The 15,549-nt window shown below is 72.6% G+C and carries 14 protein-coding genes; 7 read left to right on the top strand and 7 right to left on the bottom strand.

Features of this window, described 5'->3' with window-relative positions:
- Positions 1-63 precede the first annotated feature (63 nt).
- Positions 64-1,608 carry a YfcC family protein gene (locus ACWGDE_RS11240; protein WP_453388707.1) on the bottom strand — a complete coding sequence of 515 codons (1,545 nt, stop codon included), beginning with the start codon at positions 1,606-1,608 and terminating at the stop codon, positions 64-66.
- The gene (locus tag ACWGDE_RS11235) at positions 1,605-3,023 is read right to left on the bottom strand and encodes a M20/M25/M40 family metallo-hydrolase (RefSeq protein WP_453388706.1); all 1,419 of its coding nucleotides are present in this window, start codon (positions 3,021-3,023) and stop codon (positions 1,605-1,607) included. The genes ACWGDE_RS11240 and ACWGDE_RS11235 overlap by 4 nt, the downstream gene beginning before the upstream one ends.
- A gap of 294 nt (positions 3,024-3,317) precedes the next feature.
- Between ACWGDE_RS11235 and ACWGDE_RS11230 the strand changes: the two genes are divergently transcribed.
- Both ACWGDE_RS11230 and ACWGDE_RS11225 read left to right on the top strand, forming a co-directional pair.
- Positions 3,318-3,764: a hypothetical protein gene (locus ACWGDE_RS11230; protein ID WP_453388705.1), complete on the top strand. Its 447-nt coding sequence runs from the start codon at positions 3,318-3,320 to the stop codon at positions 3,762-3,764.
- 159 nt (positions 3,765-3,923) lie between these two features.
- Positions 3,924-4,700 (top strand): bestrophin-like domain, encoded by a 777-nt coding sequence (locus ACWGDE_RS11225; protein WP_453388704.1) that lies wholly within the window; start codon positions 3,924-3,926, stop codon positions 4,698-4,700.
- 180 nt (positions 4,701-4,880) lie between these two features.
- On the opposite strand, the gene ACWGDE_RS11220 is transcribed toward ACWGDE_RS11225, so the two are convergent.
- The 3 genes from ACWGDE_RS11220 to ACWGDE_RS11210 form a co-directional block, all read right to left on the bottom strand.
- Positions 4,881-6,059, bottom strand: coding sequence for an MAB_1171c family putative transporter (locus tag ACWGDE_RS11220; protein WP_453388703.1), 1,179 nt, complete (start codon positions 6,057-6,059; stop codon positions 4,881-4,883).
- Entirely contained in the window at positions 6,056-6,613 is a 558-nt protein-coding gene (locus ACWGDE_RS11215) for a toxin-antitoxin system, toxin component (protein ID WP_204357827.1), read from the bottom strand. The genes ACWGDE_RS11220 and ACWGDE_RS11215 overlap by 4 nt, the downstream gene beginning before the upstream one ends.
- Positions 6,614-6,677: 64 nt before the next feature.
- Positions 6,678-7,346: a helix-turn-helix domain-containing protein gene (locus ACWGDE_RS11210; protein ID WP_214957445.1), complete on the bottom strand. Its 669-nt coding sequence runs from the start codon at positions 7,344-7,346 to the stop codon at positions 6,678-6,680.
- Positions 7,347-7,568: 222 nt separating this feature from the next.
- Here ACWGDE_RS11210 and ACWGDE_RS11205 point away from each other — a divergent pair, with 222 nt between their 5' ends.
- The 4 genes from ACWGDE_RS11205 to ACWGDE_RS11190 all read left to right on the top strand — a co-directional run bounded on the left by ACWGDE_RS11205 (position 7,569) and on the right by ACWGDE_RS11190 (position 12,955).
- Positions 7,569-8,558, top strand: a complete 990-nt coding sequence (locus ACWGDE_RS11205; protein WP_453388702.1) for an MmyB family transcriptional regulator — start codon at positions 7,569-7,571, stop codon at positions 8,556-8,558.
- Positions 8,559-8,621: 63 nt separating this feature from the next.
- The gene (locus ACWGDE_RS11200) at positions 8,622-9,971 is read left to right on the top strand and encodes a 6-phospho-beta-glucosidase (protein ID WP_453388701.1); all 1,350 of its coding nucleotides are present in this window, start codon (positions 8,622-8,624) and stop codon (positions 9,969-9,971) included.
- A 96-nt stretch (positions 9,972-10,067) separates the two neighbouring features.
- The gene (locus ACWGDE_RS11195) at positions 10,068-12,146 is read left to right on the top strand and encodes an MDR family MFS transporter (RefSeq protein ID WP_453388700.1); all 2,079 of its coding nucleotides are present in this window, start codon (positions 10,068-10,070) and stop codon (positions 12,144-12,146) included.
- A gap of 149 nt (positions 12,147-12,295) precedes the next feature.
- Entirely contained in the window at positions 12,296-12,955 is a 660-nt protein-coding gene (locus ACWGDE_RS11190) for a GOLPH3/VPS74 family protein (RefSeq protein ID WP_453388699.1), read from the top strand.
- 55 nt (positions 12,956-13,010) lie between these two features.
- Here the strand turns inward: ACWGDE_RS11190 and ACWGDE_RS11185 are convergent, their stop codons facing one another.
- A complete protein-coding gene (locus tag ACWGDE_RS11185) occupies positions 13,011-13,511 on the bottom strand; it encodes a nucleotide triphosphate diphosphatase NUDT15 (protein WP_453388698.1) in 501 nt (166 codons plus the stop codon).
- A gap of 229 nt (positions 13,512-13,740) precedes the next feature.
- Here ACWGDE_RS11185 and ACWGDE_RS11180 point away from each other — a divergent pair, with 229 nt between their 5' ends.
- Positions 13,741-15,177, top strand: a complete 1,437-nt coding sequence (locus tag ACWGDE_RS11180; RefSeq protein WP_453388697.1) for an NAD(P)/FAD-dependent oxidoreductase — start codon at positions 13,741-13,743, stop codon at positions 15,175-15,177.
- A gap of 82 nt (positions 15,178-15,259) precedes the next feature.
- On the opposite strand, the gene ACWGDE_RS11175 is transcribed toward ACWGDE_RS11180, so the two are convergent.
- Positions 15,260-15,433, bottom strand: a complete 174-nt coding sequence (locus ACWGDE_RS11175) for a hypothetical protein (protein ID WP_453388696.1) — start codon at positions 15,431-15,433, stop codon at positions 15,260-15,262.
- Positions 15,434-15,549: the final 116 nt, after the last annotated feature.

Raw genomic sequence — 15,549 nt, 5'->3', positions numbered from 1 at the left:
GGCCGCCACCTTTGTGGGCGCCCCCCCTGCGGCGTACCCGGGGTCAGCCGGTCCCGGCACCCCTCACATCGCCGCGCCCAGGGCCAGGAAGCCGCAGATCAGGGCGGCGAGGATGGCGAGCAGGGGCCAGACGAAGCGGAGGTACTTGTCGTAGCCGACCTTGGCGAGTGCGACGCCGCCGATGGTCACCGCGGTGGTCGGGACCCAGAGGTTCATCCAGCCGCTCGCCGACTGCCAGGCCGTCACCATCAGCGCGCGGGAGACGCCCGCGAAGTCGGCGAGCGGGGCCAGGATCGGCATCGTGAGGGTGGCGTGCCCGGAGGTGGAGGGGATCAGGAAGGCCAGCGGGAGGTTCACGAGGAACACGATGATCGCGAAGACCCCCGACGAAGTTCCCTTCACCACGCCCTCGATGGAGTGAAGCACGGTGTCGGTGATCTTCGAGTTGTTCATGATGACCGTGACCCCGCGCGCCAGCATGATGACCAGGGCCGGGGAGATGAAGTCGGCGGCGCCCTGGATGATCGTGGAGCTCAGCTTCGCCTCGCCCATCCGGGCCACCAGGCCGATCAGCACGGCCGCGCAGATGAACAGCGCGGCGAGCTGGGCGAAGGACCAGTCGAGCTCCCAGGAGTACGGGGCCGCGTCCGCCTTGCCGGTCAGCGCGCTGGCCCACGGCACCACCGAGAAGATCATGAAGGCGAAGACGAGGACGAGCATCACCAGCACCGTCTTGTGCAGGCCCGTCAGCTCCGGTTCCGCTTCCTCGTCGCCGGTGGCCTTCTGCTCCCGGTCGCCGGGCAGGAACCCGCAGATGGACTTGGACGGGTCCTTCTGGACCCGGCGCGCGTAGCGGATCACGTAGAGGACGGTCACCGTCGTCAGCACGATCCACATCAGGAACCGCAGCACGATCCCGTCGCCCAGCGAGATGTCGGCGGCCGAGGAGGCCACGCCGGTCGCGAACGGGTTCACGGTGGAGCAGAGCACGCCGACGCCCGCGCCGAGGATGGAGGCGCCGACCGCGACCAGCCGGTCGTAGCCGAGGGCCAGCATCATCGGCACCAGCAGGCCGTAGAAGCCGAGGGTCTCCTCGGCGAAGCCCTCCACGGTCCCGAGGACGGAGAAGACCACCATCACGGCGGCGATCAGCAGCGCCCCGCGGTCGCGCAGCCGGTGCGCAAGGCGGGCGATGCCGCGGTCGAGGGCGCCGGTGGCGAAGACCACGGTGATGAACGCGCCGATGGCCAGGACGAAGAGGAAGACGCCCGCGCTGCCGTAGAGGTCCCCGCTGAAGGTGGGGCCGACCTCGCCGCTCTTGGGGTCCTGGATGCCGTAGAGGCCGTTGACGGGGGAGAGGAACAGGTCGTTGAGCCGGTCGGTGAAGCTCTGGGTCCCGTCGACCCGGTGGTAGGTGCCCGCGACGGGGGCGCCGCTGTCGTTGCGGTCGTACTGGCCGGCCGGGACCAGGAAGGCCAGCAGCCAGATCGCGACGGTGACGATCGCCAGGATCGTCAGGGCGCTGGGGAAGGAGAACTTGCGCGCCGGCGGCGGCTCCTCCGGCGGAACCTGCACGGCCGGGATCTGGGGCGGGGGCGCTGTGCTCACCGTTCGCCTCCCTCGGCCGGCGGGGACGACGGGGACGGCGGTCCCTGCGGGGCGCGGAAGTCGGCCGCGTACTCCCTTACGAAGGCGGCCATCGCCACCACCGTGTTGCGCAGTTCCGACAGCAGCACCCGCTCGTTCGGGGCGTGCAGGTTGCACATGCTGTCCTGTGCGCCGAAGAGGAGCACCTCCGCGCCCGGAGCCGCCTTCGCCAGGCCGTTCACCAGCGGGATGGAGCCGCCGGTGGCTACGTACGAGGCCTGCGTGCCCCAGGCCTCCTTGAGCGCGGTCAGCGCCGCCCGGTACGCCGGCCCGCCGGTCCGTGCCTCGAAGCCGGGGCCCGTGTCGCCCGGCGTGACGGTGAGAGGGATGCCGAAGGGGCGCTGCGCGCGCAGGTGGTCCACCAGCGCGGCGCGGGCCTCCTTCGGATCCTGGAGCGGATGGAAGCGCAGGTTCAGCTTGGCCCGCGCGTACGGGACCACCGCGGAGGCGGCTCCCGCCACGTCGGGGGCGTCCAGCCCGATGACGGTGACGGCGGGCCCGCTCCACAGCCGTTCGCCCAGCGAGCCGGTGCCGATCAGCGGCAGGCCGTCCTCGACGGAGGCGAGTTCGCGGAACTCCTCCTCGGTGTAGGTCGTTCCCTCCCAGGGATCGCGGCGCAGCCCCGTTACCGCCACGTCGCCGTGTTCGTCGTGCAGGGTGGCCAGCGCCCGCAGCAGGACCAGCAGCGCGTCGGGGGCGGCTCCGCCGAACTCCCCGCTGTGGCGCGCCTCCGCGAGGGTGCGCACCTCCACCATGACCTCGCAGGCACCGCGCAGGCCGGTGGTCAGGGTCGGGGTGCCGGGCCGCAGGTTGCCGAGGTCGGCGATGACCATCGCGTCGCACGCGAACCGGTCCGGATCGGTCGGCGGGTAGTCGTCGAAGGGGCTGCCGTACTCCTCCTGCCCCTCGATCACCAGCTTGATCCCGACGGGCGGGCGGCCGCCGTACAGCCGCAGCATGCCGAGGTGCGCGATCACGTTGGACTTGTCGTCGGCGATCCCGCGCGCCCGCAGGGCGCCGGGGACACCGGGGACGGGGGTCGGCTCGAAGGGCGGGGAGAGCCAGAGGGACGCGGCGCCGGCGGGCTGGACGTCGTAGTGCCCGTAGAGCAGGACGGTCGGGGCGTCCGGGTGCGGCGGCGGGATCTCCCCGTAGATCACCGGGGCGGTGTCGGGGAGGTCGATCCGCTCGATGCTGGGGACGCCGGCCTCGCGCAGGAGGGAGACGAGCAGGTCGTGGGCTTCCAGAACGGGCTCCGGCGGATAGCCGGGGAAGGAGATCGAGGGGATCGCCGCCAGCCGTTCGAGATCGGCCCGCAATCCGTCCATCAGGGCGTCGACCTGTTCTTCGAGGGTCTGCGAGCCGTCCGCTTCCACCTGCCACCGTCCCTCTGCTCCCCGGGGTGACCCCGCTGAGCCGCGGGACCGGGTTCTCCGATCATCGGCTCGGGGGGCGGCCGGCGCCGTGGCGGAATGGGCCGTCCGGGTGAACGGCCGACGATCGCGCGCGCACCCGGGCCGGCCGGTGCGCACCGCCCGTCCGGGCCGGGCGGCGGCTCGAAATGGGCTATCGGGACGGGATCTTGACCGGTCCGGCGCGTATCGAACCACCGCCTTGATCGTTTCTTCAGGCGTAGCCCTCATCCCTGCTGCGGAATCGGGAGAACGCGCGTGACCGCTTGGCAGTACTTCGCCGGGGCCGGCCTTGTGGCGGCGCTCTGCCCGCTGCACGGTCACGTGGAGGTCGCCGGGGACGGCCACGGGCGCGGAGCCCGGGTCGACCTGTGCGTGCCGGCCGGTTCGAAGCCCGTGCCGCCCGCGCCGGCGCCGCCCGCCGGGCGGCCTTCGCCGCGGGTGGTCCTGCCCGGCGAAGTCCGGCCGACGGTGCGTCATCCGGGGCTGGGGCCGGTCCGGGCCCCGGCTCCGGTTCCCTGGCCGGGGGCGGTAGCGGAGCCCGGTCCGGGGCCGACGGCGCAGGCCGAGGCCGGGGTGGCGCAGCCGCCGGCGGATCCGGTGGACGGGGCCGACGCGCCGCGGCCGGCACCGGGCGGAGCGGTGGCTCCGCCCGGCGGCGCAGCCGTCGCCGGGTCCGTGGGCCGCTTCCACGTGCGCCCGTAACGCTCGTCTGCGATCGCGAGGCGCGGCCCGGACGGCATGTCCACCCTGATGCTCATGGTCGTCGTCACGACCCCGGCGGTGCTCGCGGCCGTCGCGCTGCGGCCCCGTTCCAAGAGCCGCAGCTGATCCGTCCGTTCCATCGACCTACGGAGAACCCCCGTGTCCGAATGGCTGGTCCTGGCCATTGCCATGGCGCTCGTCTGCGCCCTCGTCTTCGCCTTCACCGCGCTCCGGCACCGCCGGGTCGCCCTGGACGAGGACACCAGCGAGACCCCCGACGTCATCGAGTACATGGTGATGATGGTCGGCGTGGTCTACGCGATCGTGCTCGGCCTGGCCATCGCGGGCGTCTGGGAGGCGCGCGGCGCCGCCGAGGACAGCGTGCGCCGCGAGGCCCAGTCCCTGTACGAGGTCACCCAGCGGGCCGACGTCTACCCGGCGGCCGTCCGCGACCGCATCCGGGGCGAGGTGAACGCGTACGTCTCCCACACGGTCGGCGTGGACTGGCCGCGGCTGGTGTCCGGGGAGGGCGCGTCCCCGGAGGGCGGCGAGCTGCTCGGCAAGCTGCGCGGGGACCTCACCCACCAGAGCCCGGGCAACGAGCTCCAGGCGCAGGCCTACCAGCCGCTGCTGGACCACATCGCGGCCGCCGACGACGCCCGGCACGAGCGGACGCAGAGCGACGCGTCGACGCTGCCCGGCGTGGTGTGGCTGGGGCTGGTGGTGGGCGGGCTGGTCACGGTCGGGCTGATCTTCGCCCTGCAGATCCGGCGCTCGGGGCGGGAGCTGCTGCTGGCGGGCCTGTTCAGCGCGCTGATCGTGTTCCTGCTGTTCATGGTGTGGAGCTTCGACGCGCCCTTCGGGCGGGACGGGATCGACTCGGCGGCGCCGTTCCAGGACCTGTTCCCGGCGCTGTCCCTGGCCGTAGGGGGCTGACCGGGGGCTGACCGGGGCGGGGTGGGCACCGTTCCCCGGCGGGCCCGTCCGGCCTCGGTGGCCGGCCGGAGCAGGCCCGTCGGAGCAGGGCGGCCGGAGCAGGCCCGTCGGAGCAGGGCGGCCGGAGCAGCCCCGTCGGAGCAGGCCCGCCGGAGCAGCCCCGCCGGGTCCGGCGGGGCCTCAGACCCCGGAGAGGGACGCCTGCCGCCGGAACTCGGCCACCACCGGCGAGTTCCGCAGGGCGTGCGAGATCCGCAGGAGGTCGCGCGGGCCGTCGGCGGGCGGCGGGGCCCCTTCCTCGCTGGCCCCGATGACCCGGCCCTCGGGATCGGCCGACCGGGCCCGTACGGCGGCGGCGACCATGGCCGCGTCGGCGACGGCCCGGGCGGTCTCCTCGTCGGAGCCGGCGGCCAGGGCCCGGGCGAGGGCCTCGTCGCGGTGGTCCTGGTCGAAGTACGGGCCGAGGTGCAGGAAGCCGTCGTGGATGTCCGACTCGCGCTGGATCATCCGCAGCTCGGCCGCGGACCACCAGGCCATCCGCACGCAGGGGGCGCCGTCGGGGCCGGCGGTGCGCACCTCGTTCCAGAGGGTGCCCAGCCGCCGGTACGTCGACCAGTTCTCCCAGCTGTCGGAAAGCCGCTGGAACACCAGCGGGAGCACGAAGCCGATGGCGCTGATGTTGGCCCCGAGGGAGGCCACGGGCGGGGCCACGGAGGTGCTCAGCCAGTCCAGGTCGTGGCCGCTCCAGCGGGCGACGACGGCGGTCATCTTGGTGGCGTCGTAGCTGAGGTTGAACAGGTACCCCAGGACGATGATCATCAGCCCGACCCGGAGCCAGCCGCGCACCTGGAGGGACCAGCGCCAGCACATCGCGACCATCACGAAGGCGGCCACGTTGTGGGCCACCAGGTAGAGGGCGATGAGTTCCCGCATGAACGGGGTGTTGGCGTAGTAGGTGTCGAAGTCCCGCAGCCGCTCGACCGGGGCCTCGCCGAGCGCGAACAGGATCGTCAGCGCCACGATCACGGCGGAGTAGCCGATGATCCAGCGGCGCGAGACGCGCCGGGTCTGCTCCGGGGGCCCGCCGCGCCAGTTGACGATCAGCACGAGGCAGGCGGCGCTGAAGGCGGTAATCAGGCAGTAGACGAGCGGGGCGGAGAAGTTGGGGACGCCCGTCCACCGGTTGACCGCTTCGATGGTGGGCGGAGCGGCGAAGGTGAAGACCGCCCCGGCCAGGGTGAGCAGGGCGCAGACCGACCGGAGCAGCGGGTCACGCCAGTTGTTGCGCAGCGCCGGCAGCTTGAAGGCGAGTGCTATCGCCATCGCGGCTGCCGGTGTGTAGTAGTCCTGGCCCTTCAACGGTCGTTCCTGTGCCCCCGGTATCCGAGCGCGGCCTCGATGCGGCCGGCCAACTGGTCACGCTGTGCGGGTGCCCTGTGGCTCGCCGATCCGGCCAGCCAGGTGCGGCACCTGCTCCCCAACAGTAAACCGAAGGTTTCGGCTTCGGTCTCCTCCTGGACGTCGGCGCGCGTGCGCGCGGCGACGCGGCGGACGGTCTCGCCGATGTCGGCCTCGTCGGACAGCAGCCGTGCGGCGACGGCGGCGCCGTCGACGTGGTGGCTGCAGTGGCCCGCCTTCATGTGCCACAGCTCGTGACCGAGGATCACCAACTGATGGTCGGGTGCCGTGCGTTCCTCGATGACCACCAGATCGCGGTCCGCCATGTCGAGCCACAGGCCGCTGGCCGTTCCCGGCGGGAACGAGGCCATCCGGAACTCCACCCGGCGGCCGCGGTGCTTGCTCATGCCCTCGCAGAGGGCGGCGTAGAGGTCTACGGGTTCCACGGGCGCGGTCAGCGTGATGCCGGCCACCAGCTCCCCGCACAACCGCCGCTGCTCTCTGCCTATGCTCACCGTTCTCCCCGTCGGCGCGGATCCGGATCAGGACTCAAGGATCAGACCCAGAATTTCGACTGGGTCAGGATTCGTTCGGTTTGACGCTTTCGAGAAGCATGTCCAGCCATTCGGTCACCTTGTCCCGGTGCTTGTCGCTGGGCAGTTGGGCGGCTCGCCAGGCGATGCCGCGTACGCCGTGGTTCTGCAGGAGTCTTGCCAGCGGATCGCCCGTCGAAGCGGCTTGGGCCGGTACGGTTTCCCGCGCGCGGCCCGCGAAGTCCTGGAGCAGCTGCTGCTCGGTCCGCTGGAGGGCGTCCGTGAGTGCGTCCGAGTCGTGCGCGGTGAGGAAGCCGGCGTGCACCCCGAAGAAGCGCTGGATCGCGTCGCAGTGCTCCATCGTGGGCCGGCGGTCGCCGTTGATCAGCGCCCCCGCCTGCTGGCGGGACATGGCGGCCCCGTCGGCGATCTCCTGCTGCGTGTAGCGGCGGCCGTTGGGCTTGACGCGCGTGCGCCGCAGGAGGTCGAGCCGTTGCAGGAACCGGGTCTGGAGATCGGGTTCGCCGGCCGGGCGGCCGTCCAGCAGGGTCCGCACCACGTCGGCGGGGACGCCGGAGGCCTCGGAGAGGCGGCGCAGGTCGAAGACCTGGTTCAGGTCGCGGCCCATCTTGCCCGCGAGTTCGGCGACGCGCGTGACGGTGGCTGCCAGGTGCGCGTTGGCCACCGCGACGGGAGCCGGGAAGCCGTCTGTCACCAGTGGTTCTCCTAGATCGCACGAGGTCGGGGGCGGGCACGTGGTCGGCTTCTGGAATCTATCCGGTCTCTGTCTGTAGGGCTAGAACTTGCCACAGCTGTGGCGGGAATGAGCTGTCAAGAGGCTGGAATTGCCACAATAGTTGACACTCGAATGAAGTCGGTAGCAGGATCGCCACACGGAAACGAAGATCCAGACCGTAATAAAGAGGGGGAGCTCTCGGTGCCACATCTCGCAGCGGTGGGCCCGTCCGACGGCCTCGCCCACATCGGTGGGGAGCGCCTCGCGGGCGAGGAGTCCGCACGCGGCGCCGTGCGGTCGGAGCGACGCAAGGAGATTTTGCGCCAGCGCCGGGAGGAACTGGGGCTGAGTCAGGAAGACTTGGCCGCACGGCTGCGCATCAGCGTGCGTGCGTACGGAAACTGGGAACGCGGCCTGGTCAAGGAGTGGACGGACCGCAAACTGCTCGCCCTGGCCGAGGCCCTGGAGATGAGCGAGCGTCAGTGCTTCTGGCTCTTCCGGGTCATGGTCGACCGCGACCCGCCGCCCACCTGGCGCGCGGCCGAGGAGAACCGGCTGCCCGACGACCCGGCCCAGCGCGACTACCTGATCGACTACGCGGCCCTCATGGAGGCCGTGCCCTACCCGAGCTTCCTGGTCGACCACCGCTGGGACGTGGCCCTGACCAACTCGGCCTTCGACCGGCTCTTCCAGTCGGTACGCCCGCACCCGACCGCCCTGCCGGACGACAACTTCCTGCGCTTCGTGCTGTTCCACCCGGACGCCGCGGCCGTGCTCGAGGACCACGAACCGGCCTGGTGCGTACCGCTGCTGGCCCGGTTCGCGACCGCCCTGGCGGCGGCCCCGGACGACGAGGGACTGCGCAGCATCCGCCAGGAGGTGGCCCGCGATCCGTTCATGGAAGCCGCCTACCGGTACGGGGTGCCGCACTGGCTGACCACGCACGGGGCCGAGGCGGCCGAGCAGGACGGGGCGGTGCGCACGGTGCGCCACCCCGACCCGGGCTGGGGCCTGGTGCGCTGCCGGATGGTGGCGGAATCCAGCCGGATGCTCGACGGGATGGGGCTGACCCGGATGACCATGATCCTCTCGGCGCCGCAGGGCCTGCCGACGGGTCCGGTCCGCGGCGGCGCGGGGGCGCAGCCGCACCAGGTACCGCGGCTGCGGGCCGTGCCGTCGCCGGTGGACTGACCCGGCGGGGGAGACTGGTGCCACGGAACGTGGCACTGGTGCACTGCGAAAGGCGGTAAGGGCGTGCGGCTGACGATCCTCGGCGGGGGCGGCTTCCGGGTACCGCTCGTCTACGGCGCCCTGCTCGGCGACCACGCCGAGGGCAGGGTGTCGCACGTGACCCTGTACGACGAGGATGCCGGGCGCCTCACCGCCATGGCGCGGGTGCTCGCGGACCAGTCCGACGGGATCGCCGACGCCCCGGCCGTCACGGCCACCACCGATCTCGACGAGGCCCTGCGCGGCGCCGACTTCGTCTTTTCGGCCATTCGCGTCGGCGGGCTCGAAGGGCGCGCCGCGGACGAGCGGATCGCCCTGGCCGAAGGAGTGCTGGGCCAGGAGACCGTGGGCGCGGGCGGGATCGCGTACGGCCTGCGGACCGTTCCGGTGGCCCGGGAGATCGCGCGCAGGATCGCCCGTACCGCCCCCGGGGCCTGGGTCATCAACTTCACCAACCCGGCCGGGGTGGTGACCGAGGCCATGGCCGAGGAGCTCGGCGACCGGGTCATCGGGATCTGCGATTCGCCCGTCGGGCTCGGGCGGCGGATCGCCCGGTTGCTCGGCGCCCGGCCCGAGGAGGCCTGGATCGACTACGTCGGCCTCAACCACCTCGGCTGGGTGCGCGGGCTGCGGATCGGCGGCCGCGACGAGCTGCCCCGGCTGCTGGCCGACCCCGGGGCGCTGGAGTCCTTCGAGGAGGGCCGGCTGTTCGGCGCCGACTGGCTGCGCTCGCTCGGGGCGATCCCGAACGAGTACCTCCACTACTACTACTTCAACCGTGACACCGTACGGGCCTACCAGGAGGCCGAGCAGACCCGCGGGGCGTTCCTGCGCGACCAGCAGCGCGGTTTCTACGCCGAGGCCGGGCGGGCCGGTCTGGCGCCCGGCGCGGGGCTGGCCGCCTGGGACCGGACCCGGGCCGAGCGCGAGGCCACGTACATGTCCGAGAACCGCGAGGTCGCGGGGGTCGGCGAGCGCGACGAGAGCGACCTGGAATCAGGCGGCTACGAGAAGGTGGCCCTCGCCCTGATGCGGGCCATCGCCCGCGACGAGCGCGCCACCCTGATCCTCAATGTCCGCAACCGTGGCACGCTCTCCGTGCTCGACGCGGAGGCGGTCATCGAGGTGCCGTGCCTGGTCGATGCCAACGGGGCCCACCCGGTCGCCGTCGACCCGCTGCCGCTGCACGCGGTCGGTCTGGTGACCTCGGTCAAGGCCGCCGAGCGGGAGGTCCTCGCGGCCGCGGCGAGCGGATCGCGGGCGGACGCGGTCAAGGCCTTCGCGCTGCACCCGCTGGTGGACTCGGTCGGGGTGGCCCGGCGGCTGGTGGACGCGTACGCGGCGGAGCACCCGGGCCTCGGCTACCTGCGCTGACGGCCCGGAGCCGGGTACCGGGGCCGGGTGCCGGGGCCGACCCGGACGGGCTAACGCCGCATGCGGCCGGGCGGGGGCGCTGTGAGAGTGCGAGATGTGACCACAGCCGAAGGTGCAGCCCCCGCCCTATCCGCCGCGGCACCCCCCGTGCTCGACCGGCGCAGGCGCAACGTCGTCTTCGGCACGATCATGCTCGGCGTGCTGCTGGCCGCACTGGACCAGACGATCGTGGGAACGGCGCTGCCGACGATCGTGGCGGACCTCGGCGGCGCGGACCACATGTCGTGGGTGGTGACCTCGTACCTGCTCGCGGAGACGGTCGCGACGGTGCTCGTGGGCAAGTTCGGCGACCTCTTCGGCCGGAAGCTGGTCTTCCAGGTCTCCGCCGTCGTCTTCATCACCGGCTCGTTCCTGTGCGGTCTCGCGAGCAACATGACCCTGCTCATCGTGTGGCGGGGCATCCAGGGCATCGGCGCCGGCGGGCTGATGGTCACCTCGATGGCGCTCATCGCCGACGTGGTGCCGCTGCGCGAACGAGGCAAGTACCAGGGCGCGATCGGCGCCGTCTTCGGTGTCGCGACGGTGATCGGGCCGCTGCTCGGCGGACTCTTCACCGACCACCTGAGCTGGCGCTGGGCGTTCTACGTCAACGTCCCCATCGCGATCCTGGTCGTGGCGGCCGCCGCTCGGACGATCCCCTCCGTGCGGGCCGCCGGGAAGCCGGTCATCGACTACCTGGGCATCGCCCTGGTCGCGATCGGTGCGAGCGCCCTGATCCTGGCCACGAGCCTCGGCGGCAACGAGTACGCCTGGGGCTCGGCGTTCATCATCGCGCTCTTCGCCGGCGGCGCCGCGTCGCTGGCGCTGTTCTGCGTGGCGGAGACGCGGGCCGCACAGCCGATGCTGCCGATGCGGCTGTTCCGCAACCCCGTCTTCGCGGTCTGCTCCGTCCTCAGCTTCGTCGTCGGCTTCGCGATGCTCGGCGCCATGACCTTCCTGCCCACGTATTTGCAGTACGTGGACGGGGATTCGGCCACGGTCTCGGGCGTACGGACGCTGCCGCTGGTCATCGGCCTGCTGATCGCCTCGGTCTTCAGCGGCAACGTCACGAGCAAGACCGGGCAGTACCGGATCTTCCCGATCGTCGGCTGCGCCGTGATGGGCCTCGGGCTCTACCTGCTCTCGCGGATGGGCCCGCAGTCGGGCGCCTGGCTGGAATCGCTGTACATGTTCGTCCTCGGCGTCGGCATCGGCCTGTGCATGCAGGTGCTGACGATCGCCGTGCAGAACACCGTCGACTACGCCGACCTCGGCACCGCTACCTCGGGCGTCACCTTCTTCCGTACGCTCGGCAGCTCCTTCGGGACCGCCGTCTTCGGCACGATCTACGCCAACACCCTGAAGCCCGCCCTGACCTCGGGCGTCGAGCAGGCCGCGCGCGCCACCGGACAGGATCCGCAGCAGCTGGGCACGGCGGCGCAGAGCCCGCAGGGCGTGCACGGGCTCGATCCGGCGGCGGCCGGCCCGGTCATCGACGCGTACGCGGACACTCTGCACACCGTGTTCCTGTGGACCGTGCCGGTGGCGGTCGTCGGGTTCGTCGTCGCGCTGTTCCTCAAGCAGGTCAAGCTGCGCGACAGCGCCCGCGCCGGTTCCACGGACATGGGCGACGGGTTCGGCTCGCCCGCCACCGCCTCCGGCGACTCCGCGAAGCTGCTGGAGCTGGCGGTCGGCAAGCTGGTGCGGAGCATGGGGCCGGAGACCGCGCGCGGGATCGTCGACGCCTCGGACACGCGGCTGGACATGGCGGGCGCGTGGGCAGTGATGCAGGTGGACCTGATGACCCGCACGGTCGGCCACGCCAGCCTCGGATTCATCGCGACGCGCCGGCACCTGCCCCCGGAGGTGCTGCTGCCGGTCTTCGAACGGATGGTGGAGGAGGGCTACCTCACGCGGCAGAACGGTTTCTACGCGCATACCCCGGCGGGGGAGCGGGAAGCGGCCGTCATCTCGGGCGCGTGGGCCCAGTGGCTGGGCGACCAGCTGGAGAAGGACCGCGGCCGCCCGCGCAGCGCGGAGCTGCGGGCCGCGGCGGACGCGATCGCCAAGCGGCTGCTCGCGGAGGACCTGGGAGAGGGCAACTTCGCGCCGCGGGCGATGGCGGGGCGGGGGTAGGTCCGGGGGCAGGGGCAGGGGCCGGGGTAGGGGCCGGGGTAGGGGCGGGAACGGGCCAAAAGGCAACGGGAACGCGAACGCGGGGGAACTTCCGGGCGGGTGGGGTCGTCTGACCGGGAGAAGGCGGACGATCTACGGGGGAGCCGGGCATGACGATCACGCTGGCGGAGGAGATCACGCTGCTGTCACTGGACGACGAGTCCGGGGCGGTCAAGCAGCGGCAGTCGGTGGGCTGGGCCGTGGCCGGTGCCATCCTGCTCGAACTGGTCGTGGCCGAACGGGTTCTGGTGTCCGGCAAGTACCTGGAACTGGTGGACACCTCGTCCACCGGCGAGGAACTGCTCGACGGCCGGATCCAGTTGATGCAGACCTGGATGCGCGGCCGGAGCAAGCGCCGCGTGACGGACTGGCTGACGAAGGACCAGGCCAGGGCCATCGGCGCGGCGGTGGCGCGGCTGAGCGCGCGCGGCGTGGTGGTGGAGGAGCAGCACAAGGCCCTCGGGGTCTTCCCGGTGCGCCGCTACCCGGAAGCCGACGGCACGATCGAGCGGGCGCTGCGCGAGCGGCTCGCGTCCGCCGTCATCGGGGGCGCCGAGCCGGACGAGCGCACGGCGGGACTCATCGCCCTGGTGCATTCGGCCAAGTTGCACGGGCTGGCGTTCCCGGGGCGCCCGCGCAAGGAGATCTCCGCGCGCATGGCGGAGATAGCGGAGGGGCAGTGGGCGGCGGAGAGCATCCGTGCCGCGATCCGTGACATGCAGATGGCGATGGTCGCGATCACGGTGGTGACGGCGGCGGCCGCGGGGTAGGTGGTCGGCGGCTGGCGGCTGGCGGCTGGCGGACGGCGGTCGGCGGTCGGTGGGATCAGGGCGTCGGCTTCGTGGTCGGGTAGTCGTACGAGGGGGTGTCCGGCAGGGTCGCGGCGAGTTCGGGGCGCCAGACGCGCAGCACCGCCGCGGACAAGGGGAAGAGGGCCGACGGGAGTTCGTCCGGGGCGAACCAGGACCAGCGGGCGATCTTGTGGGGCTCGGTGACCGACGGGGTTCCCTCGGCGGTGGTGGTGACGGCCGCGGCCGTCAGCCGTGTCACGCCCGAGGAGGCGTCGATCTGGACGGACAGGACACGGATCCCCTCGGGGTCGGCCCGCAGACCCGTCTCCTCGGCCAGCTCGCGGGCGGCGGCCTGCTCGAACCCCTCCCCGGGATCGACCTTCCCGCCGGGCAACTCCCAGCGCCCGTCGTGGGCCTGGCCGAGCAGCACCCGGCCGTCGGGGCCGGCCACGACCAGGCCGACACCGACGACGGCGTGGGGGCGGGGGACGGTGCGCACGACCCGCTCGGGTCGATCGGCGGGTTCCGTACTCATGGGAGTCCTTCGGTGGCGGAGTGGGCGTGGGCCGGGGTCGGGGCTCGGGCACGGATCGGTGCGACCCGGCCCGGCGGCTCCATTTGCCGGTCGGCGGCGTCGTTTGTCAAACCGGGCCGGCGCGGGCGGGGTTCTTCGTATCGGACAACCGTGCGGGTTTCGGTCAGGCTCCACCCGCGCAGGCTTCCGGCGGTCTGATCGTCGTACGTTCATCGCTCAGGGGGGCGCAATGGCACATGTGCTGGTTATCGGCGGGGGCATCGGAGGGGTGGCAACCGCGCTGCTCGCGGCGCGCCACGGACACACCGCCGAGCTCTTCGAGCGTGACACCAGGGCCCCCGGTACCGCACTCGACCGGGACTTCTTCGGCTGGCGCCGCCCCGCCGTGCCGCAGGCGGGCCATCCGCACGCGCTGCTCGGCGCCGCGCGCAACCTGCTGCGCGACGAACTGCCGGACGTCCACGCGGAGATGCTCCGTCTCGGAGCGCGCGAGCGGAACGAGCTGGACTGGTTCGACGAACGTCCCCCCGCGCGACCCGGCGACGAGGACCTGGTGATGCTCCAGGCCCGGCGCATCGTGCTGGAGAGCGCATTGGCCACGGCGCTGCGCGCCGAGCCCGGGGTGGTCGCACGGTACGGGGAACCGGTGACGGGTCTGACGACGGCCGGGGGCGGCGGGACCGGAGGGGGATCCGGGGGAGCGGCGGGAGCGGCGGGGGCCGAGACGGTACGGGTGACGGGTGTGACGACGGAGGAGGGAGCGTACGCGGGGGACCTCGTCGTGGACGCGGGCGGCCGGCGCGGCGGCGCCGAACGGTGGCTGGCGGCCGCCGGCTGCCGGCCCGGAGTCGTGGAGCGGCACCGTACCGGACTGGCCTACTTCTGCCGCTGGTACCGGCTGCCCGAGGGGCGGGCGGAGGGCCCGCGGCGGCCCTGGGCGGTGTCCGGCGGGGCCTTCGCAGGCTGCGCGGTCTTCCCCGCCGACAACCGGGTGTTCGCCGTGGCCCTGTTCGTGCACACGGAGGACCCCACGCGTTCCGCACTGCGGGACCCCGCCGTCTTCGAGGCCGCCGCGCGCTCCTTCCCGCCGGGCGCGGCCTGGCTGGCCCTGGACGTCGAGCCGCTGTCGGAGGTGCTGGCCACGGCGGGCCTGGACAACCGCTGGAGCGCGCTCGTCGACGAGCGCGGGCCGGTGGTCAGCGGGTTCGTACCCGTCGGCGACGCCGTCACGCACACCAACCCGACGCTGGGGCAGGGCATTTCACTGGCGCTGTGGGCCGCGAGCAGGGTGGCCCGTACGGCCCACCAGGACCCCGGCTCGGTGCGGTTCGCCGCCGAGTACCACGCCTGGGCGGTCCGCACCCTCAAGCCCTGGTTCGACTTCCAGGTCGTCGCGGACGAGGCCATCGGGGAGCGGTTCGCGACCCGGGCCGGGCGTTCGGCGGCGGCCCGCGACGCGGCGGCCCTGTTCGAGTGCGCCCTGGAGGACCCGGAGGTGATGCGGACGCGAGCCAGGGTCCGGCACCTGGCCGACTCCCCGGAGCGCGCCTACGCCGATCCGGAGATCAGGGCGCGGGTGACTCGCTGGCTCGCGGACCGCCCCGACTATGTCCCGAACGACGCGGGCCCGAGCCGAGCCCAGTGGGAGAAGCTCACGACGGGCTGACGGCCCGCCCCGGCCGTCCGGGTTGGCCCGGGGTTACCAACATGAGGGTAGCCCCGGGGTTTCGCAGGGTCGGCGGCCTGGATCACTCGGCCTGCACGAAGTCGTGGTCCTCCCCGCTCCACACGCCGTCGCCCGGCGCAGTCAGGTAGCTGGAGAGCTGCTCACGGGGTTCGGCGGCCTGGGCCGCGCCGGTCGTGGTCAGCGCGGCACCTGCGAGGGCGACCGCTACGAGCACACGCTTCATGGTTTCGTTCATGCCCGACCAAACGATCATGGTGCCCGGCGGTCACGACGAAGCCCCTCCGAAGGGCTCCCGTACATCGCAAGACCTACTCGGCGCCGGCGTGCCTACGTGTCCTTCAAGCCTGGGAC

This window comes from Streptomyces sp. NPDC054956 (assembly GCF_053609185.1).
Note: the sequence above shows the minus strand (reverse complement) of the source record. Positions and strands in the feature narration are given on the sequence as shown.